The sequence below is a fragment of the Pseudarthrobacter sp. MDT1-40-2 genome, from assembly GCF_059383595.1.
The window spans coordinates 1-25,924 of record NZ_JBWZCL010000009.1; the positions used below are offsets into that span (position 1 = coordinate 1).

Sequence of the window (25,924 nt, forward strand, 5' to 3'; positions counted from 1 at the left end):
GGGGGAGGGGGGGGGGGGGGGTTTTTTTTGGGTGTTGGCCGCGTGGGGGGTGGGTCCGCCCCCACAGCCCATCCCAAGAGCCCCGTCGAAGAATCGGCCCGGCCAAGTTCCAACCAGTCAGCGGGAATTGACGATGAACGTACCCATTCTTCAAATGCGAGGAATCACCAAGACCTTCCCAGGGGTTAAAGCCCTTCAGGACGTCACACTGGACGTCAACCGTGGTGAGGTTCACGCCATTTGCGGCGAGAACGGTGCCGGGAAGTCCACCCTCATGAAGGTGCTCTCCGGCGTCTACGCACACAACACCTTCGATGGCGACATCCTCTTTGAGAATGAGCCCTGCCAGTTTTCCAGCATCTCGGACAGCGAGAAGCGCGGGATCGTGATCATTCATCAGGAACTGGCCCTCAGCCCCTATCTGTCCATCGCGGAGAACATCTACCTCGGCAACGAGCTGGCGAAAAACGGCTGGGTGGACTGGCGGAAAACGAATCTGGAAGCCGCCAAGCTGCTGGCGCGCGTGGGACTCAGCGAGAACCCCGTTACGCCCATCCAGCACATCAGCGTTGGTAAGCAGCAGCTCGTGGAGATTGCCAAAGCGCTTTCCAAGGAGGTGAAACTCCTCATTCTCGATGAGCCCACCGCAGCCCTGAACGACGAGGACTCAGATCACCTGCTGGATCTCATCCTGCACCTCAAAGGCCAAGGTGTCACCAGCATCATCATCAGCCACAAACTCAATGAGATCCGCAAGGTAGCAGACGCCGTCACCATCATCCGCGACGGCAAATCCATTGAGACCCTGCGGCTGGATCAGGGGCAGATCACTCAGGAGCGCATCATCCGCGGCATGGTGGGCCGCGACCTTGAGAGCCTTTATCCGGATCGGACACCCGCCATCGGCGAAGAAGTCCTGCGCATTGAGGACTGGACAGTCCAGCATCCCCAGGACCACTCCCGCACGGTGGTGCATAACGCCAGCCTCAACGTGCGCAAGGGCGAGGTGGTAGGCCTTGCCGGGCTCATGGGAGCCGGCCGGACCGAGCTCGCCATGAGCGTGTTCGGACGGACCTATGGCCGGCAGGTCTCCGGCAAGGTCTACAAGTACGGCAAGGAGATCAATACCTCCACCGTCTCGCACGCGATCGACCATGGCATCGCTTACGCCACGGAAGACCGGAAACACTACGGCCTCAACCTGATTGAGGACATCAAGCGGAACATCTCCATGGCAGCTTTGAACAAGCTGGCCAAAGGCGGCTGGGTAGACAGCAACAAAGAGACCACGGTGGCTAACCAGTACCGGAAGAGCATGAACATCAAGGCACCCTCTGTTGCTGCCATCACCGGCAAGCTCTCGGGTGGAAACCAGCAAAAAGTGGTGTTGAGCAAGTGGATGTTCTCCGACCCCGATGTCCTCATCCTGGACGAGCCGACCCGCGGGATTGATGTGGGCGCCAAGTTTGAGATCTACACGATCATTGCCGAACTCGCCGCCGCGGGGAAAGCCGTCATTGTGATCTCCTCCGAGCTTCCGGAACTGTTGGGCATTTGCGACAGGATCTACACGCTGTCCGCGGGCCACATCACGGGCGAAGTTCCCATCGCCGAAGCCACCCAGGAATCCCTCATGCACTTCATGACCCAAGAGAAGGAATAGCGAACATGTCCGCCCTACGAGAATCCCTTGGCTTCCTGACAAGCCGCCTCCGCCAGGTTGGCATCTTCGTCGCCCTGATCCTCATCGTCATCCTTTTCCAGATACTGACTGACGGCATCCTGCTGCAGCCACAGAACGTCAGCAACCTGGTGGTCCAGAACAGCTACATCCTGATTCTGGCCATCGGTATGGTGATGGTCATCATCGCAGGCCACATCGACCTCTCCGTCGGCTCGGTTGCAGGCTTCATCGGCGCTGTCTCTGGCGTCATGATGGTCCACTGGGGATGGGCCTGGTGGATTGCCATCCCCGCCTGCCTGTTGATGGGCGCCTTGGTAGGTGCGTGGCAGGGCTACTGGATCGCCTATGTGGGCATCCCGGCCTTCATCGTCACCCTAGCGGGCATGCTGATCTTCCGTGGCCTGACCCTGATCACCCTCAAGAACCAGCAGATCACTCCCTTCCCGGACGAACTGCGCGCGTTGGGCGGCGGTTTCCTGCCCGATATTTCGGGTGGAACATCTGTCCTGGAGTGGCTGACAGTTATTCTGGGCGTCGGCGGTACTGCTGCCATCCTGTTCCAGGCCATCAAGGAACGCCGGGTCCGCCGGAAGTTCAACCTGGAAAATGAACCGATGGCATGGTTTGCCGTCAAAAACGGCTTCATCGCCGTGCTGATGCTCATCATCACGTTCCTACTGGCAAGCTACCGCGGAACCCCGATTGTCCTGATTGTCCTGGCCCTCCTGGTGATCGTTTATTCGGCGCTGATGAACAACAGCATCTTCGGCCGCCACATCTACGCGATCGGCGGCAACCTCCACGCGGCTGAGCTCTCCGGCATCAAGACCAAGCAGGTAACCTTCCGGCTGTTCGTCAACATGGGCATCCTCGGCGCATTGGCGGGGCTGGTGTTTACGGCACGGCTGAACTCTGCGCAGCCCGCAGGTGGCACAGGGTTCGAACTAGATGCCATCGCAGCAGCCTTCATTGGCGGTGCGGCTGTCCAGGGCGGCATCGGCACCGTGGCCGGAGCAATGATTGGCGGCCTCATCATGGGTGTGCTCAACAACGGCATGTCCATCCTCGGACTGGGTACGGATTACCAGCAGCTCATCAAGGGTTTGGTGCTCCTCCTCGCAGTCGGATTCGACATTTTCAACAAGAACCGCACCGGCGGCAGCAGCAAGATCGGAAAGGCATTCACGTTCCGGACCAAGCCCCCGGCTGCCGGTGAAGGCGCACCGTCCAAGGACAAGGCGCCCGGACAGCCGGTGGCCGCATCCTCGGGTTCGTCCGCCAAGTCCTGACCCGTAAATAGTCCCTGCACGGCAAGCAGGGAGCACACATAACGCCCGGCCGGATGTTTTCCGGCCGGGCGTTCCGCGTAATCGCGACGTCCGGATATGCGCTCGAATAAACGCGCGCTATGACGGGCGCGCAGACCCCAGTTCCACGGGATCCTCATCGGTGAGGTAGGCAAACTCGGAGTGCGCCGCGATGTCGATGCCGCGGAGCTCGTCTTCCGGATGGATGCGAAGGCCCATGGCCCGGTCCAGGATCTTGGCCAGGATCCAGGTGACGCCGAACGAGTACGCCAGGACCGAGACCGTGGCCAGTGCCTGGACGCCCAGCAGCGCCAATCCGCCGCCATAGAACAGTCCACTCACACCGTTGGGAGCCGCGTCCGTGGCGAAGAAGCCGATCAGCAGCGTCCCCAGGATGCCGCCCACCAGGTGGACGCCAACGACGTCGAGCGAATCGTCATAGCCGAGCCGGAACTTCAGTTCAATGGCCAGGGAGCAGACGGCGCCGGCAATGGCGCCAATGGCAAGCGCACCAAGCGGGCTCACCGCGCCACAAGCCGGCGTAATGGCGACGAGAGCCGAGATCAGGCCCGAGGCGGCGCCCATGCTGGTTGCGGCACCGTGACGGAGGCGTTCCACCAAGGCCCAGGCGAGCAGGCCTGCGGAGGCGGCGACTGCGGTGTTGAGGAAGACCACCGACGCCGAATGGCCTGCGGACAGTGCCGAACCAGCGTTGAAACCGAACCAGCCGACCCAGAGCAGGCCTGCGCCGATCAGGACCAGCGGGCGGCTGTGCGGCTTGGTGTGCTCCATGGTGGGCCACCCTGAGCTGCGGCCCAGAACCAGAGCCAACGCCAGGGCTGCCGCACCTGCGTTCATGTGTACTGCCGTGCCCCCGGCGAAGTCGATAGCCTCAATGCCGCTGGCAATCCAGCCGCCGGTAACACTGCCGTCTTCGGAGGAGAAAGCGAAAACCCAGTGGGCAATCGGGAAGTAGACCACGGTGGCCCAGATGCCCGCGAACAACATCCAGGCGCCAAATTTCATCCGGCCGGCGGCGGCTCCGGCCACCAGGGCCGTGGTCACGCAGGCGAAGAACAGCTGGAAGGCTGCGAAAAGAATCACCGGGATAGATGATTCCTCGTCGGCGGCCAGCAGCTGCCCCATGCCGGGGAACTCGGTAATGTCCCCGATCAGTCCCAGCCCGCCAACAGAGTTGCCAAAGGCCAGGGAGTACCCAAAGAGCGCCCAGAGGACAGCCACCAGGCTGGCTCCACCGAAGCACATCATCATCATGTTGAGGATGCGGCGCGAACCCACCATTCCGCCATAAAACAGCGCCAGGGCGGGGATCATCATACACACAAGTGCTGAGCTTGCCAGGATCCAAGCGACGTTTCCGGAGTCCATGGAAACCCCTTTCTAGATGCGAGGAGAGAGCAGCAACCACCCGGAGAACCTGCCTGTAGCCGGGAAGCGGAGTTAGAACCGCGGAGCAAAGGAGGCAGCGGTTGCCGTCTGAAATCCACCATAGGACGGGGAGTCTGCAATAGGTTTCGGCCGGGTTAAATCAACGTTTAACTCCCGGGACGGGACCAGTAGCGGGTCTCCGGTGGACCGGATGGCCGTTCCATTGCCGAGTCGAAGAATGCCCGCTCAAGCCGGACGGCCTCCGTGAAGGTCTCCGCCACCCGCTCGCGGGTCGCGGCATCCGCGGGCTCGACGGCGTCGAACTCCTCCCTAAGCCACGTCACCCAGCCGTTGTAACCGGGGTTGTTGTGCAGCCGGATCCACTCCCGGTGCCTCGCGGCCGCAGGCCAGGATTCCTCATCACCGGCCCGTGCTGCCCAGTCGCCGTACAGCCACTCCGCCACCAGCAGCACAGCCAGGACATCCGGGTAGGAGCGGACGTCCAGGGCACGGCGCATCAGGGCATCGAAATCCCGGGTTGCCGGCGTCAGCTCAGGTGCGTTCCGGTCAGCCTCCGGGACGGACAACTCATGAAAGGAGTCCCGGAAATAACTGTTTTCGTCGGCGGCGAAGGCCCCCAGGACTCCGGCGAAGACCAACCTGGATGACAAGGACGGCGCGGACGCAACGGCCTGTCCCAGCAGGGCAACAAAGGCATCACAGAACTGGTAATCCTGCACCAGGTAGTGCCGCAGCACGGAGTCCGGGAGGCGTCCGTCCAGCAGCAGGTCAACAAATTCATGCCCGACGGCGGCGTCCCAGTCCGCGGCACACCTGCTTCTCAGATCTTCGGCAAAGCCCAAGCGCTTCATCCCCTTTTTCTTTTGGCGTTTCCCTTTTGGCGTTGGTGGCCAGATCAGGCTCTGGGCCAGCATCGCGTCGGCAACCTTTACGAAGCCGGCAATATTGGCCCCCCCGGACGTAGTCCCCGGGAGCACCATACTCTTCGGCAGTGGCCGCGCAGGCATCATGGATCCCATCCATGATGTCCGTTGGCCGGTTCTCCGTGTGTTCGAAGGACCAGGAATCGCGGCTGGCGTGCTGCTGCATCTCGTGGGCAGAGGTGGCCACGCCGCCGGCATTAGCGGCCTTGCCCGGTCCGAACAGCACGCCGCCCGCCTGCAACGCGGCCACCGCGTCAGGGGTGCAGGGCATGTTCGCGCCTTCGCCAACTGTCAGGAGACCGCTGCGCATCAGGGCGGCGGCAGCTCCGCCGTCGAGCTCGTTCTGCGTTGCCTACGGCAGCGCCACGGTGGCGCCGGCACGTCCACGATATACCCGCTCGAATCTGAACAGGCCACCACGGCGGCGCCGAGCGCCTGGGCCTTGGCGATTGCATGATGGCCACGTTGCCCGAACCGGAGCCCACCACGCGCTGGCTGTCAAAGGGCGGGCCATGCGATTCTGCCAGTCGTTTATGACCGAGCCGTACGGTCACATCGGCGAATCCACCGGCGGCAAGGCCTGCATCCATGAGTGTCTCCCCAGGCCGACTACAATTCCACTTGACGGTATCAAGTTTTCATATCTTGGAATCGAGATTAGCGGATTCCGCTCCCGCAACCGCCCCCAAGTCAGTCAGCTTACAAAGAGGTCGTCATGCCTTATCTCTGCCTGCTCCTTTCCGGAGCCGCCCTTCTGGTCAACGGGCTGGGCCTGTTGGGCCGCCTCCCCCGGCGCGATGCCGGCGCATTGAGCGCACTGGTGGGCGCAATCCAGGTCCCACTCGCCCTCGGCTATGTGGCCACGCACGACGGCGGCACCCAGGTTCTGCTCAGTGCTGCAGGGATGCTCCTGTTCGGCCTGACGTATGTCTATGTAGGAGTGGACACCTTCCTGGGGCTGGGTTCAAAGGGACTTGGCTGGTTCTGCGGCATGGTGGCCGTTCTCGGCGTACTGCTGGCCTTCGCATGGCTGGGCAGCGACCCCGTACTGGCGGTCTTATGGCTGGGGTGGGCCGTCTTGTGGGGCCTCTTCTTCGTTTCCATGGCCCTGGGAAAGACGGGCGTGAACCTGTTTACCGGCTGGTCCCTGGTGGTGACCAGCCAGGTCACCGCAACGGTGCCGGCTTTCCTGGGTATCGCCGGGCTGTGGCCCTATAGCGCGGAGGTTGCCCTGGGCCTGGCGGCGTTCCTTGCGGCGCTGTTCCTGGTGGCGGGCGCACTGGCCAGGCGCGGAACACCCGCACTGCGCCTTCCGGAGCCACTGACCGGCCTGCCGTCCTAGCGGGACGGACGGAACCTGGGCGGCACGCCGCCTGACCCGCCGGCCAGGTCCGCCGCCCACTGCCCGATCAACGGCGCAAATTTGGCCCCGTGGCCGGAGCATGGGGAAACCACAGTGATGCCGCCCACCCGGTCAATCACGAATTCCTCGTCAGGGGTGCTGGTAAACAGGCATGTGGTTTCGGCATAGGGCTGGGGGTCGACGCCGGGCAGGTAGCGCCGTACATAATCCACCACGTGTTCCCGGTTAGCCGGATCCACCATTCCAGTTTGTTCCGCGGCGGACGGGATCACCGGGCCGCCGTTGAACTCGGCCACTTTCTGCCCCTCGAATCCGGCGTCGCGCCCGCCGGGGAGGCCATAGACCATTATCCCGTCGGAACCGTGGATGAACGTGGGCCAGGAACGGGCAGCACCCTGGTCCAGGTAGCGGAAATGGAACGCCTGCTCCTGCCGCACCGTGATCTCCGGCAGCGCAGCGAGGAAACCGGCCGGAAGTGCCAGATCCTGCAGCAGCCGCGGCAGCCAGCCACCGGCACTGACCACCACGTTGCCGGCGTCGAGCGTTTCACCGTTGCGGGCGGTGAGCCGGTACCCGCTTCCGTTCCGCTCAATGCGCTCCATTTGCCAGCCAGTCTGGAGCCGTGCGCCGTCCGCAACGGCCAGCCGGACCATGGCCTCAACTGCCGATTCGACGTCAATTACCCCGGCGCCGGGGTGCCAAAGGACTTCGGTATCGAACGCGATCCCGGGCCAACGGCTGCGCGCCTCGCCGGCGGCCAGCAGGGAATGTTCGACGCCGGCACCCGCCAGGACATCCGCCAGCCGGCCGGGATCGCGGCCGGGACCGTAATCGACGGCGCCAGTGGGAGTGATGAACTTTTCTCCAGTGACCGCCTCCAGGGCATCCCACATGACTTTCGCCTCCACCACGGCGCCGGCATAAAAATGATCTTCATAGGCATAACGGAAAATCCGGGCTGAACCGTGCGAACTTCCATGGCGGCCCGCCGGCACATCTTGCTCCACCAGCGTGACGTCCAGTCCGCGCGAGGCCAGCTGCCAGGCGGTAGCGGCGCCGGCCAGGCCTGCGCCCACCACCACAAAGTCGGCAGTTTCGGTCAGTTTCACAGGTAATCCAAGCCTTGTTGTTGGGTGTAGAGGCAGCTACGAAGCGGCATTCAGCGCTGCGTCGATCAGGACTTCGGCGGCCTGCCGCGCCTGCCCGGCGGCATCCGGGCTGCCGGCGATGGCAGCGGTGGTCTGCGCCCCTTCGGCCAGGATGGACAGCTGCGCGGCAAGCACCGGCGGCCCACCGGCCTCCTTGGTCAACTTCCCCACATACTCCTGAAAAGACGCTTTATGCTGACGCGCGTAGTCGGCCACTTCCGGGCTGCCGGCCCCCAGTTCCGCGAAACTGTTGATAAACCCGCAGCCGCGGAACGAGTCCTGGCAGAACCATTGCGAGAGGTAGTCAAAGATGGCCAGGAGCCGTTCGCGCGGTGTTGCTGCCTCGCGCACCTTGGCGTCCAGGCCCTCCGTCCAGGCCTGATGCCTGCTCTCAAGGACCGCCATGACAATGCTGCTCTTTGATGGGAATTCCTGGTACAGCCTTTTGAGGGAGACACCGGCCGCCGTGCGCAGCTCGTCCATACCGACGAACTGGATTCCTTTCGCGTTGTAGAGCTCGTCGGCGGTAGCGACGATGCGGGTGCGAATCTCGGAAACTTCCATGCAACCATTCTACTTGCAATGAGAACGATCGTTCTATACGCTCTTACATATGACGGAGAACGATCGTTCTCCCATCACGAAAGGAACACTGGATCATGGGTTTCATCAAAGTCGGCACGGAGAACACCACGGACATTGAACTGCATTACGAGGACCACGGCTCAGGTCAGCCAGTGGTTCTTATCCACGGATACCCCCTCGACGGCGACTCCTGGGAGAAGCAGACGGCGGCTCTCCTGCAGGCCGGCTACCGGGTCATCACCTACGACCGCCGCGGATTCGGCAAGTCCAGCAAACCGACCACCGGCTACGACTACGACACCTTCGCTGCAGACCTCAACACAGTGATGGAAACCCTGGACCTTCAAAACGCAGTCCTGGTCGGCTTCTCCATGGGCACCGGCGAGGTGGGCCGCTACATCGGGACCTACGGCGAAGCACGCATTGCTAAGGCAGTGTTCCTCGCATCCCTGGAGCCGTTCCTACTCCAGACGGACGACAACCCCACAGGCGTTCCTGCCACTGTCTTTGACGGCATCCGCGATGCGGCCATCGAGGACCGCTACGCCTGGTTCAGCAACTTCTACAACGACTTCTTCAACACGGACAACTTCCTGGGCAACCGGCTCAGCGAGGAAGCCCTGCGCAGCGCCTGGAATGTGGCTGCCGGCTCCTCCTGGTACGCTTCCTTCGCGGTGGTTGACTCCTGGCTAACGGACTTCCGTGCGGACATCGAAAAGGTCACGGTCCCAGCGCTGATCGTCCACGGCACGGATGACCGCATCCTGCCCATCGACGCCACCGGACGCGAGTTCGCCAAGCGGCTTCGCTCCGCCGAGTATGTGGAGATCGACGACGCACCCCACGGCATGCTCTGGACACACGGCGCGGAGATCAACCAGATCCTGCTGCCCTTCCTGGCCAAGTAGCCGTCCGTCCCTTCCAACGGGCACTCCCAGGCTTGTCCGCAGGTCCCAGGCTTCAAAGCCGGGTTCTGCGGACAGGCCGGGGAATCCCGGAGCCGGCCGGAGCCAGCCAATCACGGGCCGGGACGGGCACGTCCAACGACATCCAAGACGACTGAATTGGGTGGTTCGGAAGGACATGGAACGATAGTGTCCATGCCTCAGAAAATCGCGTACCAGGGTGAACCCGGCGCCAACTCCAACATTGCCTGCCAGGAAATGTTCCCCGACATGGAGAGTGTTCCCTGCGCCAGCTTTGAGGACGCCTTTGAGCTGGTGTCCAGCGGTGAGGCCGAGCTCGCCATGATTCCGATCGAGAACTCCATCGCAGGCCGGGTGGCGGATATCCATATCCTCCTGCCCCAATCCAAACTGCAGATTGTTGGCGAGTTCTTCCTGCCCATCCACTTTGACCTGCTTGGCCTGCCGGGCAGCAGTATCGAGGCGGCCACCGAAGTCCACAGCCACATCCACGCTTTGGGCCAGTGCCGCCGGATCATCCGCGCCCACGGCCTCAAGCCTGTTATTGCGGGCGACACCGCCGGTTCCGCCCGCGAAGTACGGGACTGGAACGACCCCACCAAACTCTCCCTCGCTCCGCCCCTGGCGGCCCAGCTGTACGGATTGGAAGTCCTGGCTACCGCCGTCGAGGATGACCCCAGCAACACCACCCGCTTTGTGGTGCTGGCGCGCGAAAAGGAACTTCCTGCCCGCGACGAACTGGACGGGCCCGCCGTCACGAGCTTTGTTTTCCGCGTCCGCAACGTCCCGTCCGCGCTGTACAAGGCGTTGGGCGGATTTGCCACCAATGGCGTGAACATGACCAGGCTGGAGAGCTACATGGTGGGCAATGAATTCGCCGCCACTATGTTCATGGCGGACGTGGAGGGCCACCCTGAGGATGTGTCGCTGAAGCTTGCGCTGGAGGAACTGGCCTTCTTCACCACCGAGGTTCGGATCCTTGGCGTTTACCCGGCCGCCAATTATCGCCTGCAGCAGGCCGCCGGCGCCTGAGCTCCGCGTAAACCACCCGGGCCCGCGACGGGGATCAGGAAGAGTCGCGTCCTGCCAGCTTGGCTACTTCCCTGTCCAGAATAGCGGCACGGGATTCCGGGGTTCGGGCCTTAAGAAGAAGCAGGATCACCGCGTAGCGTCCGGTCCGTCCCAGCTTTTGGAAGGCAGAGTAAGCAACAGCATCCTCTGCAAGGGCCGCCGCCAGGTCCGGCGGCACCTCGGCCTTTCGCTGGGATTCATAGGCAGCCTCCCAGCGCCCGTCCGCCTTAGCCGCTTCGACTTCTGCCACACCCGAAGGCCGCATTAGACCGGCCGCCATCAGGGCCTCCACCTTGTCCACATTGATCCGCGACCACGCACTCCTGGCCCGCCGCCGCGAATACCGCTGCAGGAAGGCAGTGTCGCTGTGGGATTTCCGTTGGCCGTCGATCCAGCCGTGGCACAGGGCCACATCGAGCGCATCTTCGATCGCGATCAGCCCCGCTCCCGAGTGCCGCTTTCCGATCAGCAGCCAGGCTTCTGTCCGTTCAGCCTGGTTGGCTTCCAGCCAGTCCCTCCACTCCGCGGCATTGCGGAATTTCAGCATTTCCATCCTGGCCAACCCTTTCCGGTTCCATGCTGCCATTGTGTCGCGGGAGTGCCACGGGCGTAGCGGCGTGTTTAAGCCGCAAGGGTCCGCTCCCCCAGGGCAATACCATCAGCTCGTAGCGCCGGAAGCCACCACGCCCAGGCCCAGTGCCGCGATGATGCCGCTGCTGGAATTCTCGACGGCGGCACTCACCTTGGGGCGTTTCAGCCACCGCATCGCCTTGAAGGCCACGAGCGAAACCATCGAGAGGTAGGCGAACGAAACGACGGCCACGATGACGCCGAGAAGGAGCGCCGTGCCCATGGTGTCGCCGCCGCGGGGGATGAACTGCGGAACCACCGCCAGGTAGAACAGGCCGACCTTGGGATTGAGCAGGGTGGAAAGCGTTCCGGCACCGAAGCCGGTCAGCCGGCTGTACAGGAGCGCCGATTCCTGCACGCTGCCGTCCACACCGGTCCTGGCTGCCAGGGCCTTGGCGGCCTTCCGTGAGCGGATGAAGGACGATACACCGAGGTAGAGGAGATACACGCCGCCGGCAATCTTGAGCCAGCGGAAGAGCTCGGCTGACTGCTCCAGGAGTGCCGCCAACCCAATACCTACCAGGGCAGCCCACACCAGCGAGGCCGCCGCAGAACCCGCAGCAGCAGCCACCCCAGCGCTTGGCCGGCTCAACGCGATGCGCAGGACCAGGAAGGTGTCCGGTCCGGGCGTCAGGGCAAGAACAACGCACAGACCGGCAAACGCGGCGAGGGAAGCAAGGGTCATGAGCGCAATTATCCGGACAGGAGGCGGCGGACGGCAAGCTCCCGGAAGCAGCCAGCCTGACACTGATTCTGCAGCTCTCGACGCTCAGCTGCTTGACCTCCCCGGCATCAGCGAGCGTGGGAACCCCGGAATACCGGCTCCCGCTTCTCCTGAAAGGCCCGGAACCCTTCGGCATAGTCCTCGGTGGCGCACAACCTGGCCTGTTCGGCATTCTCCTGCGCCATCGCGTCCCAGAGGCCCAGGCGCTGGTCGCGGATGTGTGCAACCAGCTCCTTACTGGCAGCGAAGGCGCCCGTGGCACCCACCGCCACCCTGGCCACGATGTCCCTGGTGGAGTCCAGAAGTTCGTGTGCCGGCATAGCCCGGCTGAAGAGGCCCTGTGCCACGGCTTCCGCCCCGCTCATCAGTTCCGCTGTATAGATCAGGTCCAGCGTCCGGTGCATGCCCAGCCGCTCGGTAAAGTACCAGTGCCCGCCGGAATCCAGCGTGGCTCCCAATTTCGCAAACGGGGAACCGAACTTCGCGGTATCCGCCACGTACACCACGTCCGTGGCCAGCAGCAGCCCGAGGCCCACGCCCAAGCAGGCGCCGTGTGCCGCCGCGAAGGTGGGCGCCGGGAAAGAGCTCATCTTTTTCAGCAACGGTTCCACCAGCCCGCCAAGGTACGCCGCGGCGTCATCACTGTCCGCGCTCACGCCGGAAATGTCCCGGCCGGCGCAGAATGCCCGGCCCTCCCCCCTGAGCAACAGTGCCCGGACCTCGCCCCGGAAGGCGGCGGCAGCAGCGTCGTCGTACGCCTGGGACAAATCAGCCAGCGCCTGCTCGTCGAGGGAATTCAGCTTGTGTGGCGCGTCCAGCACCACCTCGGCAACACCGTTGCCAATGGAGAGGGAAATCATTCGGGCTCCTTTTTATTGGGGGTCTCGGACTTCGACAAGCTCGACCAACAATTCCACCGCTAGACGTCGAAGTCGACGGTGACTTCCGGGGTGATGGGATGCGACTGGCACGTCAACACGTAGCCTCTATCCAGCTCATCCTGCTCCAGAGCGTAATTCTCATCCATGGCGACGCTCCCGGCGACAACCTTGGCGCGGCACGTTCCGCAGACTCCCCCGGCGCAGGCGAACGGCACATCCGGGCGGACCCGCAGCGCTGCGTTGAGGATTGATTCACGGGCGTGGGTGGGGCTGGCCACCTCGCCCTGCAGGCCGTCAAGCTTGAACGTGATTTTGTACGTGTCCTGGGATGTGTCCACCGCTACCGGCCGGCCGGCATTGCCTTCGGGGCGGTCGGGTTTTCCGGAGGTGAACAGCTCGAAACGGATGTTTTCCGGCTGGACGCCGCGCTCGGCCAAAGTGTCACGGCACAGCTGTACCAGCTCAAACGGTCCGCACAAGAACCACTCGTCCACATTCTCAGCGTGGATGGCAGTGCCCAGCAGCTGTTGGAGCTTGTCGGCGTCGATCCTGCCGCTGAGCAAGGGAGCGATCCGCTGCTCGCGGGACAGCACGTGGTGGATGGCCAGCCGCTGCGGGTACTTATCCTTCAGGTCCGCGAGTTCTTCCAGGAACATCACATCCATGGCGGCCTTGTTAGCGTAAATCAGGTCGAAACGGCATTCCGGGTTGGCGGCAAGGAGCGTGCGGGCGATGGCAATCACGGGAGTGATGCCGCTGCCGGCGGCGATGGCTACAAACGTGGCTTCCCCGTTGGCGGCTACATCACCGGCCAGCTGCTCCGGGTTGTTCATGGAGTTCATGCGGTTCTGCTCCACAGCTTTGCCGTCCCGGCCGTGCTTGGACACGAACGCGCCCATGGGGCTCATGACATCCAGCGTGTCCCCGGCCTTCAGCTCGGCATTTGCCCAGGTGGAAAACAGCCCGCCCAGGTCCTTTTTCACCGCCACCCGGATCTCGCTGCTGCCGTCCTCGAAGCTGCGCGGCTCGGCGCAGATGGAGTAGCTGCGGCGGACCTCGCGCAGCTCGCCGGTCTCATCCGCGAGCTTGGTGCGCAGCGCCACGTACTGGCCGGGCAGGTAGTTGAAATGGCCGGCCAGCTCCGCCGGGACGTGGAAGCCCACCTCGATGGCGTCCTCGGTAAGCCGGCGCACCGCCTTGACGGTAAGGGTGTGGAAGGACGGACGACGGCGGCCGGGGGCCTGCTCCGTCTCTGCGTCAGTGGGGCGGACAACAGGCATGGGGCTTCCTTACAGCACTTTGAAGTAGTCGAACGGTTCCTTGCAGTCCTGGCACACATAGAGCGCCTTGCAGGACGTGGAACCAAAACGGGTGAGTTCCGTCGTTTTCAGGGACGAGCACTGCGGGCACTTCACGGCCATTTGGAGGCGGATGGGCCCGGCGTGGCGGGCGGCAGCGGCCAAACCGGTTGGCGGCGCAATGCCGTACTCCTGAAGCTTTGCCTTGCCCGCCTCGGTCATCCAGTCAGTAGTCCAGGCGGGGGCGAGCACCAGATCCACCTCGACGTCGGCGTAACCCCCGGTGGCGAAAGCCGTCTTGAGGTCATCACGGATGGCGTCCATGGCCGGGCAGCCCGAGTACGTGGGGGTAATGGTGACCTTGATGTTTCCACCCTGACCCAGCTCCACCTGCCGCAGGATGCCCAGGTCTGCGATAGTGAGCACGGGAATTTCGGGATCGCAGACGGTGGCAGCGATGTCCCACGCCTGTTGCTCCGCCGTTTTCTCCGACGCGGCGGCTTTGCTTTCGACGTCCGACACGTAGATGTCCATGACCATCACCAACTCGCTCCGGGATGCTCGCGGGCCAGCACCTGCATCTCGGCCAGGATGTAACCCAAGTGCTCCGAGTGCTTGCCGTGCCGTCCGCCGCCGGGGGCTGCCGGGACGTCCGGCACCTCGAGCTCCGCCTCGGCCAGGACGTCGCCGGTGAGCCGGTGGAAGTCCTCGCGCAGGCTTGAAGGCGCGACGGCGTCACCCGTCTCAGTGAGCCGGTTCGTCAGGTCATCGTCCTGGAACAGTTCGTTGACGTAGGGCCACATGAGCCGCAGGCCGTGGATGATCCGACGGCGGGATTCCTCGGTACCGCCGGCAAGGCGGAGGATCCACTGGGCGCTGTGGTCCCGGTGGTAGTCAACCTCCTTCACGGCCTTGGCGGCGATGGCAGCCAACGTGGCGTTGGTGGATCCGGCGAGCCGGCGGTAGAGCTCGAACTGGTAGTAGCTCACGATGAACTGGCGGGCAATGGTCACCGCGAAATCGCCGTTAGGCTGCTCGAAGAGCTGAACACTGCGGAACTCGTGCTCGCGGCGAAAATAGGCCAGATCGTCCTCGGTTTTCGTGGTCCCGTCTTCCCCTTCCATAGCACCGCCGGCGTAGCTGAGGAAGGACCGGGCGTGGCCCAGCTGGTCCAGGGCGATGTTGCCCAGGGCGACATCTTCTTCCAGTTCCGGGGAACGGGAAATCCAGTGTCCCAGTCGCTGGGCGAGGATCAGGGCGTCGTCGCCCAGGCGCAGCGCGTACTCCGCCACGTCCTGGGTGGGTTTGGCCAGGCCGGTGCGGACCTCGAGCGCGATGTCTTCGGGACGGAGGGCGTTGCCGGGAGTGATGCGGGTGGCACTCGCGTTGGAGTCACCGCCTGCCACGCCGGTTGAGATGTCGCCGTGGCCCGCGCTGGCAGGTGCCACGCCGGCGGGGGACCCGCTGCCGGCTTGCGGGCTGTGGGAGCCGGTGGGGATCACAGGTGCTTCACCCCTTCGCTTTTGGTGTAGTACGTGGCGTGCCGGTAGTCCTTACCTTGCGGCGACTCAAAAAACGCGCCCTTTGAGTCCGGATCACTGGCAGCGATGGCGTCGGCCGGGACAACCCAGATGGATACACCCTCATTGCGCCGGGTGTAGAGGTCGCGGGCATTGCGCAGGGCCATGGCGGCATCCGGTGCGTGGAGCGAGCCGGCATGGACGTGGCTGAGGCCGCGGCTGGACCGGACGAAAACCTCCCAAAGGTCCCAAGCGTTGCGGTCCGCGGAGGGCTGGTCTACGTCCGGGCTCGCCTTGGGCGCTTCGGTTTCAGCAGGCGAGGCCACGGGCGAGGGGTTTCCTGCAGGCTCCGGCATCGGAGCGGGCATCTCCGGGTTGCCGTGTGGAGCCATGGCGACAGGGGTCCCCGCCCGAGCTTGCGAGGTTGGGGTGTCGACATGGAGGCTCATGCTGCGAAATCCCTCGTCGACATTGAGTCTTTTGCCCGCTGTTTTGCTGCATAGGCAACTGCCGCTTCACGGACCCACGCGCCGTCGTCGTGCGCTTGCCGCCGGCGCTCCAGGCGCTGGGCGTTACAGGGACCGCGGCCGGCGAGGACCTCGTTGAACTCGTGCCAGTCAAGCGGGCCGTGCTCCCACTTTTTGGTGTCTTCGTTGAAACGGATGTGATCATCCGGAAGGGTGAGGCCCAGGACCCTGACCTGTTCCACCATCATGCCCACGAAGCGGCTGCGGAGTTCGTCATTGCTGAAGCGCTTGATATTCCAGGCCATGGACTGCTTGGAGTTGGGCGAATCGTCGTCCGGCGGTCCGAACATCATCAGCGACGGGGCGTACCAGCGGTTCACTGCGTCCTGGGCCATCTGCTTCTGTTCCGGGGTGCCGTTGGCCAGTTCCAGCAGGATCTCGAAGCCCTGGCGTTGGTGGAACGACTCCTCTTTGCAGATGCGAACCATGGCGCGGCCATAGGGGCCGTAGGAGGCACGGCACAGCGGCACCTGGTTGCAGATGGCCGCGCCGTCCACCAGCCAGCCGATGGCACCCATGTCCGCCCAGGTGAGCGCCGGGTAGTTGAAGATAGAGGAATAACGTGCCTTGCCGGCAATGAGGTCCGCCATCATCTTGTCCCGGGACTGGCCAAGGGTCTCGGCGGCCGAATAGAGGTACAGGCCGTGGCCGGCCTCGTCCTGGACCTTGGCCATGAGGATGGCCTTGCGTTTCAAGCTGGGGGCACGTGAAATCCAGTTCGCCTCCGGCTGCATCCCAATAATTTCCGAGTGTGCATGTTGGGAGATTTGGCGCAGCAACGTTTTACGGTATGCATCAGGCATCCAGTCGCGCGGCTCGATCCGGGAATCGTCGGCCATGACGCGGTCGAAATTTGCCTGGGCTTCGGTCATCAGGCGTGCGGAATCTTCCTGCTCTTCCGGGGACCGTTTAGCAGATGCTGACTGTAGGTCCTGCGTGGCCATCGTTACTCCTCTATACAGCGCTTTATTACCGAACGTTCGTTCAGGATATGTGCCTGAAGCCTCCGGGTCAACGGCCGATGCGAGCCCCGGGCCACTTCGCCATATCCCTTGTGCATGTACGGACGCTCTGACGACCGTGAGAAACTGACGAGAATGTGCAACCAGCCCGTCAATCTGTCCAGCCCGTCATTTTCGAGGTAACCCATTACCAGCGTCAGCAGATTTTCCAAACTCCGGTCCGGGGCGGTTTCTTCACGCCTGGAACGGGCCCTGAACTCCCCCCGCGGCCTCCTCATCGGATATCTGGTCATCCATGTGGCGTTCGTCGTTTTCTCCCTGACTTTTGCACTGCGGGGCGCAGCCTTGGGCGACACCGCCGTCTACCGTGACTGGATGCTTTCCGGTTTCAGCAGCGACAACGCCAGCGGGGGTCCCAGCGCATCGGTCTATCCCATACTGGCTGTGGTCCCAATGGCCATTGCCGGACTTGCCGGGCCCAAGCTGTTTTTTACTGGATGGGTCTTGCTGATTTCCGTGCTGAATGGCCTGGCCATAGCCTGGTTGACCAACTGGGGGCGTGAACTGCAAGCCGTCAAGGCAGCCTGGTGGTGGCTGATTTTCCTTTCGGTGCTCGGATTCGTAGGATTCTCACGGATCGATGGGGTCACGGCCCCGATCGTTCTTATTGCCCTGACATTGGGCGTATCCGCTCCTTTCACTGCCGCCCTGCTCCTCAGCATTGGCACCTGGATCAAAGTATGGCCGGCAGCGGTGCTGCTTGCCTTGTTTGCGGTGAGCAGGAACAAAGTGCTGCCGGTGCTTGCCGGGGTGGCCGTGACGGGGGCAGCTGCAGGAATCGCCGTGTTGATGGGCTGGCTCCCTAAGCTACTGAATTTCCTCACGCTGCAGGGCGAGCGGGGAATGCAATTGGAAAGTACCTTCAGCACTCCATGGGTATGGCTCGCTGCACTGGGGGTCGAAGGAACGCGGACCTACCTGAACGTGGACATCGGATCCATGCAGGTTGACGGACCGGGAACTGAAGTTATGTCCGTTCTCATGCAACCCCTGCTGCTCCTGGCCGCCGCGACGGTGGCCGGCCTGATGTGGCGGGTTCTTCGCCATGGCAAGCACAGGAGCGCAGACCGGACCGAACTGCTCCTCATGGGATCGCTGGCCCTGACAACTGCATTCATTGTCTTCAACAAGGTAGGTTCACCGCAGTTCATCCTGTGGCTGGGTCCGGTAGTGGCAGTGGGGCTCGCCTACAATTGGACCGCATGGCGTGTTCCGGCGACCCTGGTGATGGTTACCGCCATCGCTACGCTTGCTGTTTTCCCGGTGCTGTTCACTCCGCTCAGCAACAATGATCCGCTTGCAGTGCTTGCGCTCACCATCCGCAACGGCCTGCTGGTGGCGCTGCTTTGCTGGTCAGTCCGGCGGCTCTATGTCATGGCGAAAGGCACCGTGGGCATTCATCGATCAGGCACGGAGTAAGTCTGTGCCTGATGCCGCGGCGGGCTTGACCGCGCGGATACCCAGCACACCGAGGTTGGCAGCACCCGCCATCCCCGGGCAGGGACAGCGGGTGCTGCAGGTAATACCGGGAGCTGTTTTCTAGTGCACCGGCAGTTTCGCCGGTTCAACGTCGGAATCCGTGGCGCCCAGGAGCGCACCCCTGGTCTCCTTCACAAGACTCACGGCGATGAAGGAGATAACGCAAAGGCTCATGATGTACAGCGCAATGGAGCCTGACCAGCCGGTCTCCTTCAGCAAGGCTTCGGCGATGAGTGCAGCAAACGCCCCGCCAAGGATCGAACCCAGGGCGTAGCCAATGCCAATGCCCGAGTAGCGCACGCTGGCCGGAAACATCTCCGCATACATGGCTGACATCGGCCCATAGGACAGTCCCAGTCCAATAGTGAGGACGAAGATGCCGACGCCGTAAGCCCAGATATTGCCGGTGTCCACCAGCAGGAACATGGGAATCATCCACGCAAAGATGAGGATGTAACCGGCCTGAAAGGTCCGGACTCTGCCGATTTTGTCCGACAACGCTCCGCCCAGGAGCGTGAAGACAAGCCAGCCAAAGGACGCGAGGAGTGTGGCGAGCAGTACCGGCGACGCCTCCATGCCGAGCGTTTTCTGGGCATAGGAGGACAGGAACGCGATCACCAGGTAACCGGCAGCATTGTTGCCAATAAAAATGAGTGCGGCCAGGAGCACCTGCTTTTTATTGGTGCGAAGCAACTGTGTCAGCGGCGTTGCCGACTCCCTCTTCCGTTCCACCATTTCCTTGAACACCGGGCTTTCGGCAACAGCCGAACGGATAAAGTGGCCTACGACGATGAGAGCAACGGACAGCAGGAAAGGAACACGCCAGCCCCATTCCATAAACTGCTCGGGGCTCATTGAGCTGCGGAGCAGGAACAGGACAAGCGTGGCAAGGATCATGCCCACGGGAACCCCGATTTGCGGATAGGCACCCCAGAATCCGCGCTTGTTCCTGGGGGCATGTTCAACAGCCATCAGGGCCGCACCGCCCCATTCCCCTCCGGCCGAGAAGCCCTGCAGGATCCGCAGGACCATCAGCAGGACGGGCGCCCAGATGCCAATCTGGGCATAGGTGGGAAGGAGCCCGATCAGCGCGGTTGAGGCGCCCATCAGCACCAGGGTAAACACAAGCATTGCCTTGCGTCCCACCCGGTCTCCCAAGCGTCCGGCGATGACTGCGCCCAGGGGCCGGAAAAAGAAGCTGACCCCGATCGCTGCCCAGGAAACCAGCTGTGCCAGTCCCGGAGCTTCCGCGTCCAGCGGCTTGAAATACAGGCTGGCGAAAATGATGCCGGCCGCCTGTGCAAAGATGAAGAAGTCATACCACTCGATGGTGGTGCCGACCATGGTGCCGGCTACTACGCGGCGATCGGCCTTGCTCATGGGCTGGCGGCGGGCAGTGGGGTGCCCGGTAGAAAGAAACGACATAAAAAACTCCGTTGTTTTTGGGTTGCTTAGAAGTTATTGCGGCGTATTTGCTGACCGCTTCATGAGCGCTTCGCGAGTGCCGGGGAGGACACCGCCGTCGCGCTTTGGCGCGACAACAGAGGCGCAAAGAACTCGGCCAACTCCGCCGTCGCTGACAGGGGCAGGACGTTTGCTACGTACTGGTCAGGCCGGACCACTACGACAACCCCGCCGCGGTCCAGGCCCCGCAGCTCGAAAATGTCGGCGGCCGGGTTGGTGGCGTATACCTTCTCGTAATCAGTTAGCTTGAACGGCCCAACCTGCGGCTTGAAAATTGCCGGCACGTCGGTGAAGTCGAAGCTGTGGTGGTCCTGCTGGTAGATCACCTTAACGTCGAACCAGGTATCAGGGTCAGCTCCTGCAGGGGTTGCAGCCAGCGGCGACTCAGGAGATGAGGCCATCCACTCAGCCAGCAATTCTGTCGCCGAAGGGGCTGAGCCTTCCTGGCTTTTCGCGGGAAGAGCGGAATCAGCGAACACATAGATTCGCCACCGGCCGTCCGCTGTGGCGTGGTGGCCAAGATGGACCGGGTTAGTGTCGGCGACGCGGACCACCGGAGCGGACTTAAAGCGCTTACCTACAGGAAAACCGGTGGCCAGGTCCTGATGATCGGCGCTGCCCACCACGAGGGACTGTGTGTACTGGGTCATGAAGCCTGCCGGGAACTCGGCTGTGCTGACGTAGAAGTTTTCCAGCTCGGTGGGGTCCTCGAACTCTTCGGGCCGCTTGGCCATCAGGGTGGACCACTGCTTGTCGAAGTCGATCAGGTTTTTGGCAACAACCTGGCGCTCCTCGGAGTAGGTGGACAGGAGGCTTTCCGGGCTGCGCCCCTCGAGGACGTGTCCGAGCTTCCAGGCAATGTTGAATCCGTCCTGCATGGACACGTTCATTCCCTGTCCGGCTTTGGCGCTGTGGGTGTGGCAGGCGTCGCCTGTGATGAAAACCCGAGGGGTGCGCTTGCCGCGGTCCTCCGGCAGGACGTCGTCGAAACGGTCTGTGAGCCGATGCCCCACCTCGTAGACGCTGTGCCATGCCACGTTGCGTACGTCCAGGGTGTAGGGGTGGAGGATTTCGTTGGCTTTGTGGATGATTTCTTCGATAGTGGTGTTGCGGACCGCACCCTTGTTATTGGGGTCCACTTCTCCGAGGTCAACGTACATGCGGAAGAGGTGTCCGCCCTCGCGTGGGATCAGCAGGATACTGCCGCCTGATCCCGACTGAATGGCACACTTGGTCCGGATGTCCGGGAAGTCGGTGACAGCCAGCGCATCCATGACGCCCCATGCGTGGTTGGCCTGGTCGCCCGCTAGGGTGCAACCGATGGATGCACGAACCTTGCTGCGGGCGCCGTCGGCACCTACAACATATTTGGCGCGCACCACCCGCTCCTGCCCCTCACTGGGCCCTGCCGTATGGAGCAAAGTCACGGAAACGGGGTACTCCTCCCCGTCCGTCACGCTGAGCGAAAGGAACTCGTACCCGTAGTCGGGACGCATCCTGGTAGGTGCGTTAGCCATGAACTCGGCGAAGTAGTCCAGCACTCGGGCCTGGTTGACGATCAGGTGTGGAAATTCGCTGATGCCTGATGGATCATCGGGGGTGCGGGCTGTGCGGACGATATGTGACCGGTTGTTGACGTCGGGCTTCCAGAACGCCATTTCGGTGATTGCGTACGCTTCGGCAATGATCCGCTCCGCGAACCCAAAGGCCTGGAAAGTCTCGACGCTCCGCGCCTGGATACCGTCGGCCTGACCGATGGCCAGCCGGCCCGCGCGCCTCTCGATGATCCGGGTGGTGACGTTGGGAAACCGGGACAGCTGCGCTGCAGCGAGCATTCCGGCGGGTCCGGTACCCACTATGAGCACGTCAACCTCGTCGGGAAGCTCCTCGGGCCGATTGATGCCGACACCCGCTGCGGGCTGAATTCTGGGATCACCGGATACGTAGCCGTGGTGGTGGAACTGCACGGGACTTCCTCACTTCACTGTGGGCGATGCCATCCAATAGTGTTCTATAATCGAACAGGTGTTTCGGTATTCGAAACATCGGGCTGTGGCACACACTGTACGCCATGTGTGATGGGGACTACAAGAGGCGGCTTTTGCCCCGGGAACGCAGGGTTGACGCGGCGGTCAATAGCGCTCATGATAATTCGTATACGATTTCGTACTCGATGAGGAGGACCGTTTGGATCAGGTCACCGACCACACCCTGGCTTCGGCCCGCAAGGTCATAGCTGTCCACATCAATTACCCGAGCCGCGCAGCCCAGCGCGGTCGGACTCCCGCTCAGCCCTCCTACTTTTTGAAGCCATCCTCCTCGTTGGCCCTGACCGGAAATGCCGTCGAACGGCCGGCCGGGTGCGAGCTTCTGGGGTACGAGGGTGAGATCGCCCTGGTGATAGGCAAGGCAGCCCGGCGCGTCAGTATTGAGGAAGCCTGGAGCCGCGTGGCCGCCGTTACCGCCAGTAATGACCTTGGTGTGTACGACCTACGTTATGCGGACAAGGGATCAAACGTCCGGTCCAAGGGCGGCGATGGCTTCACCCCTCTAGGCCCGGCGCTGATTCCGGCAGACGCCGTCGACCCTTCCCAACTGCGCATCCGCACCTGGCACAACGGAGAACTGGTCCAGGATGACACCACCGGAGACCTGCTCTTCCCGTTCGCACGGCTGGTGGCCGATCTTTCCCAGCTGCTCACCCTTGAAGAGGGCGACATCATCCTCACCGGAACCCCCGCAGGCGCCTCCGTCGCCAAGCCCGGCGATGTCCTCGAAGTCGAAGTGGAAACGGTTGACGGCGCCATCAGCACCGGGCGCCTGGTCACGACTGTGGAGGAAGGCGCGACGCCGTTCGCGGACTTTGGTGCAGGGCCCAGGGTGGATGACACGCAGAGGGAGGAGGCCTATGGTTCCCGTAAGGCTGCAGGACTCCCTGAGCCGGCCGGTGCCCTCACTCCAGGGCTGAAGGCCAAACTGGAAAGCGTTGCCACCGCCACCCTGTCCTCACAGATGCGCAAACGCGGGCTGAACAACGTCAGCATCGATGGCCTGCAGGCCACCCGCCCGGACCGTCGCGTCGTTGGCCTGGCCCGTACCCTGCGCTACGTCCCCAACCGCGAGGACCTCTTCATAACCCATGGCGGCGGCTTCAACGCCCAGAAGAAAGCCATCGACTCCGTCAACGAGGGCGAAATCCTGGTGATGGAGGCCCGCGGCGAAAAGGGCACCGGAACCGTGGGAGACATTCTGGCCCTCCGCGCGCAGGTCCGTGGAGCCGCGGCCATCATTACCGACGGCGGTGTCCGTGACTACACGGCCGTAGCCGGTCTTGATATGCCCACCTATTTCGCCAATCCGCACCCTGCAGTCCTGGGCCGGCGCCACGTTCCTTGGGACACTGACATCACCATCGCCTGCGGTGGCGCCACAGTGCAGCCCGGCGACATCATCGTTGCCGATTCAGACGGCATCCTGGTGATCCCGCCTGCCATCGCCGAGGAACTGGTGGATGACTGCCTCCAGCAGGAGAAGGAAGAAACCTTTATTTTCGAGATGGTGAAACAGGGCAACAGTGTGGACGGCCTCTACCCCATGAACGCGCAATGGAAGGTCCGGTTCAAGGAGTGGGAGGCAGGCAAAACCAATGCCTGAAACTGCAGTTAACCTCTCCGCAGCCCCGGCTGCCGCCGGAAGTAAATCCGAACAGGCGTACTCCGAAGTTAAAGCGCGGATAGTGGCGGGCACCTACACTCCCGGTTACCGGCTGGTTCTCAACAGCATCGCCAAAGACCTGGGGTTCAGCGTGGTTCCGGTCCGCGAGGCCATCCGCAGGCTCGAGGCCGAAGGCCTGGTTAAGTTTGAACGCAACGTCGGAGCAACGGTCGCCGGGATCGACCCTACCGAGTACCTGTACACGATGCAGACACTGAGCATCGTGGAAGGCGCAGCGACAGCCTTGTCCGCGCCGCTCATTGGTGAAACAGATATTGCCCGGGCACGGGCTGTTAATGAGGAGATGCGCGGATGTCTTGAACACTTTGATCCGGTGCGCTTCACACATCTGAACCAGGAGTTCCACAGCGTCTTGTTTGAACACTGCCCAAACCCGCACATCCTGGACCTGGTGCACCGCGGTTGGAACCGGCTGGCGTCGCTGCGGTCCTCCACGTTCCGCTTTGTTCCCGGCCGCGCCCGGGCATCCGTGGACGAGCATGAAGCACTCCTTCAACTGATCGAAGCCGGTGCACCTGCCGACGACATTGAAAAGGCTGCCCGGCGTCACCGTTCTGCCACCCTCGACGCCTACCTGAGCCAGGCCAAAACCATCTGACCCTCCCCGCCACACCCAGCAGTAAGGAAAGACCATGACGTTCACTGCCGAACAGACCAAAAGCCATTACGTGCCGCAGGACCTTCCCAACCACATCCAGCACTTCATCAACGGAGAGTTCGTTGATTCCGTGGGCGGCAAAACCTTTGACGTTCTGGATCCGGTTTCCAACCAGAACTACGCCACCGCTGCCGCCGGCCAGAAAGAGGACATCGACCTGGCCGTAGCTGCGGCACGGGAAGCCTTCGTCAATGGTCCCTGGCCCAGGATGAAGCCCCGCGAACGCGCCCGTATCCTTAACAAGATCGCTGATGCCGTCGAAGCGCAGGAAGCCCGGCTTGCCGAGCTGGAAACCTTCGACACCGGGCTGCCCATTACCCAGGCCAAGGGGCAGGCGTTGCGCGCCGCGGAGAACTTCCGCTTCTTCGCGGACCTCATTGTGGCCCAGTTCGACGACGCCATGAAGGTTCCCGGATCCCAGATCAACTACGTGAACCGCAAGCCCATCGGCGTTGCCGGCCTCATCACCCCGTGGAACACCCCCTTCATGCTTGAGTCCTGGAAGCTTGCCCCGGCGCTGGCCACCGGTAACACCGTGGTCCTCAAGCCGGCCGAATTCACCCCGCTGTCCGCATCACTGTGGGCCATCATCTTCAAGGATGCCGGCCTCCCGGACGGCGTCTTCAACCTGGTCAACGGCCTCGGTGAGGAAGCGGGCGACGCGTTGGTCAAGCACCCTGACGTGCCGCTGATTTCCTTTACCGGCGAGACCACCACGGGCCAGACCATCTTCCGGAACGCCGCGGCCAACCTCAAGGGCCTCTCCATGGAGCTCGGCGGCAAATCCCCTTGCGTTGTCTTTGCCGACGCAGACCTTGACGCCGCCATCGACTCCGCACTGTTCGGCGTCTTCTCGCTCAACGGCGAGCGCTGCACCGCCGGCTCCCGCATCCTGGTAGAGCGGGCGGTCTACGACGAGTTCTGCGAGAAGTATGCCGCCCGGGCCAAGAACATTGTGGTGGGCGATCCGCATGATCCCAAGACCGAGGTGGGCGCCCTGGTCCACCCTGAGCACTACGAGAAGGTTGCCTCCTACGTGGAGATTGGCAAGACCGAAGGCCGGCTGCTCGCCGGCGGCGGCCGGCCGGAGAACCTGCCCGCAGGGATCAACAACAGCAACTACATCGCCCCCACGGTTTTCGCCGACGTCTCCCCCGACGCCCGGATCTTCCAGGAAGAAATCTTCGGCCCCGTCGTTGCCATCACACCGTTCGAAAACGACGACGAAGCACTCGCCCTCGCCAACAACACCAAGTACGGCCTGGCTGCCTACATCTGGACCTCGAACCTTAACCGTGCCCACAACTTCTCCCAGAACGTGGAAGCCGGCATGGTGTGGCTGAACAGCCACAACGTCCGGGACCTCCGCACCCCGTTCGGCGGCGTCAAGGCCTCCGGTCTGGGACATGAGGGCGGCTACCGATCCATCGACTTCTACACCGACCAGCAGGCCGTGCACATCACCCTTGGCACTGTCCACACCCCCAAGTTCGGCAGCATTGAAGATTCAGCCGCCAACGAGGGTTAGCAACCTCCCCCCACATCATCAGGACCTGCTCGAAGAAGAGA

23 protein-coding genes and 1 pseudogene are annotated in these 25,924 nt (G+C 62.9%); 9 read left to right on the top strand and 15 right to left on the bottom strand.

What is annotated here, in order from left to right:
- Positions 1 to 133: 133 nt before the first annotated feature.
- Complete coding sequence (mmsA, locus tag AC50X5_RS16200) at positions 134 to 1,663, top strand: multiple monosaccharide ABC transporter ATP-binding protein (protein WP_494977105.1); 1,530 nt, start codon at positions 134 to 136, stop codon at positions 1,661 to 1,663.
- A gap of 5 nt (positions 1,664 to 1,668) precedes the next feature.
- Positions 1,669 to 2,973, top strand: coding sequence for a multiple monosaccharide ABC transporter permease (mmsB, locus tag AC50X5_RS16205; RefSeq protein WP_494977106.1), 1,305 nt, complete (start codon positions 1,669 to 1,671; stop codon positions 2,971 to 2,973).
- 117 nt (positions 2,974 to 3,090) lie between these two features.
- On the opposite strand, the gene AC50X5_RS16210 is transcribed toward mmsB, so the two are convergent.
- From AC50X5_RS16210 to AC50X5_RS16220, 3 genes and pseudogenes are all read right to left on the bottom strand, one after another.
- The gene (locus AC50X5_RS16210; RefSeq protein ID WP_494977107.1) at positions 3,091 to 4,380 is read right to left on the bottom strand and encodes an ammonium transporter; all 1,290 of its coding nucleotides are present in this window, start codon (positions 4,378 to 4,380) and stop codon (positions 3,091 to 3,093) included.
- 167 nt (positions 4,381 to 4,547) lie between these two features.
- Entirely contained in the window at positions 4,548 to 5,252 is a 705-nt protein-coding gene (locus AC50X5_RS16215; RefSeq protein ID WP_494977142.1) for a TenA family protein, read from the bottom strand.
- A gap of 42 nt (positions 5,253 to 5,294) precedes the next feature.
- Positions 5,295 to 5,857 (bottom strand): annotated as a pseudogene (locus AC50X5_RS16220) (dehydrogenase family protein); the annotation flags it as partial.
- Between the two features lie 182 nt (positions 5,858 to 6,039).
- Here AC50X5_RS16220 and AC50X5_RS16225 point away from each other — a divergent pair.
- Entirely contained in the window at positions 6,040 to 6,666 is a 627-nt protein-coding gene (locus tag AC50X5_RS16225) for an AmiS/UreI family transporter (RefSeq protein ID WP_494977108.1), read from the top strand.
- Here AC50X5_RS16225 and AC50X5_RS16230 read toward each other — a convergent pair.
- On the bottom strand, positions 6,663 to 7,790 hold the full coding sequence (locus tag AC50X5_RS16230) for an FAD-dependent oxidoreductase (RefSeq protein ID WP_494977143.1): 1,128 nt from the start codon (positions 7,788 to 7,790) through the stop codon (positions 6,663 to 6,665). The two genes, AC50X5_RS16225 and AC50X5_RS16230, sit on opposite strands and share 4 nt — an antisense overlap.
- Before the next feature lie 42 nt (positions 7,791 to 7,832).
- Positions 7,833 to 8,399 (bottom strand): TetR/AcrR family transcriptional regulator, encoded by a 567-nt coding sequence (locus AC50X5_RS16235; protein ID WP_494977109.1) that lies wholly within the window; start codon positions 8,397 to 8,399, stop codon positions 7,833 to 7,835.
- A 95-nt stretch (positions 8,400 to 8,494) separates the two neighbouring features.
- On the opposite strand from AC50X5_RS16235, the gene AC50X5_RS16240 reads away from it, so the two are divergent.
- Together AC50X5_RS16240 and AC50X5_RS16245 are read left to right on the top strand one after the other, a co-directional pair.
- A complete protein-coding gene (locus AC50X5_RS16240) occupies positions 8,495 to 9,328 on the top strand; it encodes an alpha/beta fold hydrolase (RefSeq protein ID WP_494977110.1) in 834 nt (277 codons plus the stop codon).
- A 192-nt stretch (positions 9,329 to 9,520) separates the two neighbouring features.
- Positions 9,521 to 10,378, top strand: coding sequence for a prephenate dehydratase (locus tag AC50X5_RS16245; protein WP_494977111.1), 858 nt, complete (start codon positions 9,521 to 9,523; stop codon positions 10,376 to 10,378).
- Between the two features lie 34 nt (positions 10,379 to 10,412).
- Here the strand turns inward: AC50X5_RS16245 and AC50X5_RS16250 are convergent, their stop codons facing one another.
- The 8 genes from AC50X5_RS16250 to paaA form a co-directional block, all read right to left on the bottom strand.
- On the bottom strand, positions 10,413 to 10,970 hold the full coding sequence (locus tag AC50X5_RS16250; RefSeq protein ID WP_494977112.1) for a YdeI/OmpD-associated family protein: 558 nt from the start codon (positions 10,968 to 10,970) through the stop codon (positions 10,413 to 10,415).
- Between the two features lie 105 nt (positions 10,971 to 11,075).
- Complete coding sequence (locus AC50X5_RS16255; RefSeq protein ID WP_494977113.1) at positions 11,076 to 11,732, bottom strand: LysE family translocator; 657 nt, start codon at positions 11,730 to 11,732, stop codon at positions 11,076 to 11,078.
- Positions 11,733 to 11,839: 107 nt separating this feature from the next.
- Positions 11,840 to 12,631, bottom strand: a complete 792-nt coding sequence (locus AC50X5_RS16260) for an enoyl-CoA hydratase/isomerase family protein (protein WP_494977114.1) — start codon at positions 12,629 to 12,631, stop codon at positions 11,840 to 11,842.
- Positions 12,632 to 12,690: 59 nt separating this feature from the next.
- The gene (paaE, locus tag AC50X5_RS16265) at positions 12,691 to 13,932 is read right to left on the bottom strand and encodes a 1,2-phenylacetyl-CoA epoxidase subunit PaaE (protein ID WP_494977115.1); all 1,242 of its coding nucleotides are present in this window, start codon (positions 13,930 to 13,932) and stop codon (positions 12,691 to 12,693) included.
- A gap of 9 nt (positions 13,933 to 13,941) precedes the next feature.
- Entirely contained in the window at positions 13,942 to 14,490 is a 549-nt protein-coding gene (paaD, locus tag AC50X5_RS16270; RefSeq protein ID WP_494977116.1) for a 1,2-phenylacetyl-CoA epoxidase subunit PaaD, read from the bottom strand.
- Positions 14,490 to 15,398: a 1,2-phenylacetyl-CoA epoxidase subunit PaaC gene (gene paaC / locus AC50X5_RS16275; RefSeq protein WP_494977144.1), complete on the bottom strand. Its 909-nt coding sequence runs from the start codon at positions 15,396 to 15,398 to the stop codon at positions 14,490 to 14,492. Before paaC ends, paaD begins: the two co-directional genes overlap by 1 nt.
- A gap of 50 nt (positions 15,399 to 15,448) precedes the next feature.
- A complete protein-coding gene (gene paaB, locus AC50X5_RS16280; RefSeq protein ID WP_494977145.1) occupies positions 15,449 to 15,862 on the bottom strand; it encodes a 1,2-phenylacetyl-CoA epoxidase subunit PaaB in 414 nt (137 codons plus the stop codon).
- 53 nt (positions 15,863 to 15,915) lie between these two features.
- Positions 15,916 to 16,941 carry a 1,2-phenylacetyl-CoA epoxidase subunit PaaA gene (paaA, locus tag AC50X5_RS16285; protein ID WP_494977117.1) on the bottom strand — a complete coding sequence of 342 codons (1,026 nt, stop codon included), beginning with the start codon at positions 16,939 to 16,941 and terminating at the stop codon, positions 15,916 to 15,918.
- Between the two features lie 315 nt (positions 16,942 to 17,256).
- Here paaA and AC50X5_RS16290 point away from each other — a divergent pair, with 315 nt between their 5' ends.
- Positions 17,257 to 18,438, top strand: a complete 1,182-nt coding sequence (locus AC50X5_RS16290; protein WP_494977118.1) for a glycosyltransferase 87 family protein — start codon at positions 17,257 to 17,259, stop codon at positions 18,436 to 18,438.
- Positions 18,439 to 18,558: 120 nt separating this feature from the next.
- On the opposite strand, the gene AC50X5_RS16295 is transcribed toward AC50X5_RS16290, so the two are convergent.
- Together AC50X5_RS16295 and AC50X5_RS16300 are read right to left on the bottom strand one after the other, a co-directional pair.
- Entirely contained in the window at positions 18,559 to 19,923 is a 1,365-nt protein-coding gene (locus AC50X5_RS16295) for an MFS transporter (protein ID WP_494977119.1), read from the bottom strand.
- Between the two features lie 59 nt (positions 19,924 to 19,982).
- The gene (locus AC50X5_RS16300) at positions 19,983 to 21,929 is read right to left on the bottom strand and encodes an FAD-binding monooxygenase (RefSeq protein ID WP_494977120.1); all 1,947 of its coding nucleotides are present in this window, start codon (positions 21,927 to 21,929) and stop codon (positions 19,983 to 19,985) included.
- A gap of 220 nt (positions 21,930 to 22,149) precedes the next feature.
- On the opposite strand from AC50X5_RS16300, the gene AC50X5_RS16305 reads away from it, so the two are divergent.
- The 3 genes from AC50X5_RS16305 to hpaE are packed head-to-tail and all read left to right on the top strand — an operon-like array spanning position 22,150 to position 25,883.
- Positions 22,150 to 23,616 carry a fumarylacetoacetate hydrolase family protein gene (locus tag AC50X5_RS16305; RefSeq protein WP_494977121.1) on the top strand — a complete coding sequence of 489 codons (1,467 nt, stop codon included), beginning with the start codon at positions 22,150 to 22,152 and terminating at the stop codon, positions 23,614 to 23,616.
- Entirely contained in the window at positions 23,609 to 24,295 is a 687-nt protein-coding gene (locus AC50X5_RS16310; RefSeq protein WP_494977122.1) for a GntR family transcriptional regulator, read from the top strand. The genes AC50X5_RS16305 and AC50X5_RS16310 overlap by 8 nt, the downstream gene beginning before the upstream one ends.
- A gap of 34 nt (positions 24,296 to 24,329) precedes the next feature.
- Positions 24,330 to 25,883 (top strand): 5-carboxymethyl-2-hydroxymuconate semialdehyde dehydrogenase, encoded by a 1,554-nt coding sequence (gene hpaE / locus AC50X5_RS16315; RefSeq protein WP_494977123.1) that lies wholly within the window; start codon positions 24,330 to 24,332, stop codon positions 25,881 to 25,883.
- Positions 25,884 to 25,924: the final 41 nt, after the last annotated feature.

Excerpts from the sequence above, each read along its gene's own strand:
- AC50X5_RS16240 (WP_494977110.1), top strand. The coding sequence starts at position 8,495 with ATGGGTTTCATCAAAGTCGGCACGGAGAACACCACGGACATTGAACTG.
- AC50X5_RS16225 (WP_494977108.1), top strand. The coding sequence starts at position 6,040 with ATGCCTTATCTCTGCCTGCTCCTTTCCGGAGCCGCCCTTCTGGTCAAC.
- AC50X5_RS16295 (WP_494977119.1), bottom strand. The coding sequence starts at position 19,923 with ATGTCGTTTCTTTCTACCGGGCACCCCACTGCCCGCCGCCAGCCCATG.
- AC50X5_RS16235 (WP_494977109.1), bottom strand. The coding sequence starts at position 8,399 with ATGGAAGTTTCCGAGATTCGCACCCGCATCGTCGCTACCGCCGACGAG.
- AC50X5_RS16245 (WP_494977111.1), top strand. The coding sequence starts at position 9,521 with ATGCCTCAGAAAATCGCGTACCAGGGTGAACCCGGCGCCAACTCCAAC.
- paaB (WP_494977145.1), bottom strand. The coding sequence starts at position 15,862 with ATGGCTCCACACGGCAACCCGGAGATGCCCGCTCCGATGCCGGAGCCT.
- AC50X5_RS16210 (WP_494977107.1), bottom strand. The coding sequence starts at position 4,380 with ATGGACTCCGGAAACGTCGCTTGGATCCTGGCAAGCTCAGCACTTGTG.
- AC50X5_RS16215 (WP_494977142.1), bottom strand. The coding sequence starts at position 5,252 with ATGAAGCGCTTGGGCTTTGCCGAAGATCTGAGAAGCAGGTGTGCCGCG.
- hpaE (WP_494977123.1), top strand. The coding sequence starts at position 24,330 with ATGACGTTCACTGCCGAACAGACCAAAAGCCATTACGTGCCGCAGGAC.
- paaA (WP_494977117.1), bottom strand. The coding sequence starts at position 16,941 with ATGGCCACGCAGGACCTACAGTCAGCATCTGCTAAACGGTCCCCGGAA.
- paaE (WP_494977115.1), bottom strand. The coding sequence starts at position 13,932 with ATGCCTGTTGTCCGCCCCACTGACGCAGAGACGGAGCAGGCCCCCGGC.
- mmsA (WP_494977105.1), top strand. The coding sequence starts at position 134 with ATGAACGTACCCATTCTTCAAATGCGAGGAATCACCAAGACCTTCCCA.
- AC50X5_RS16260 (WP_494977114.1), bottom strand. The coding sequence starts at position 12,631 with ATGATTTCCCTCTCCATTGGCAACGGTGTTGCCGAGGTGGTGCTGGAC.
- AC50X5_RS16255 (WP_494977113.1), bottom strand. The coding sequence starts at position 11,732 with ATGACCCTTGCTTCCCTCGCCGCGTTTGCCGGTCTGTGCGTTGTTCTT.
- AC50X5_RS16310 (WP_494977122.1), top strand. The coding sequence starts at position 23,609 with ATGCCTGAAACTGCAGTTAACCTCTCCGCAGCCCCGGCTGCCGCCGGA.
- AC50X5_RS16250 (WP_494977112.1), bottom strand. The coding sequence starts at position 10,970 with ATGGAAATGCTGAAATTCCGCAATGCCGCGGAGTGGAGGGACTGGCTG.
- paaD (WP_494977116.1), bottom strand. The coding sequence starts at position 14,490 with ATGGTCATGGACATCTACGTGTCGGACGTCGAAAGCAAAGCCGCCGCG.
- mmsB (WP_494977106.1), top strand. The coding sequence starts at position 1,669 with ATGTCCGCCCTACGAGAATCCCTTGGCTTCCTGACAAGCCGCCTCCGC.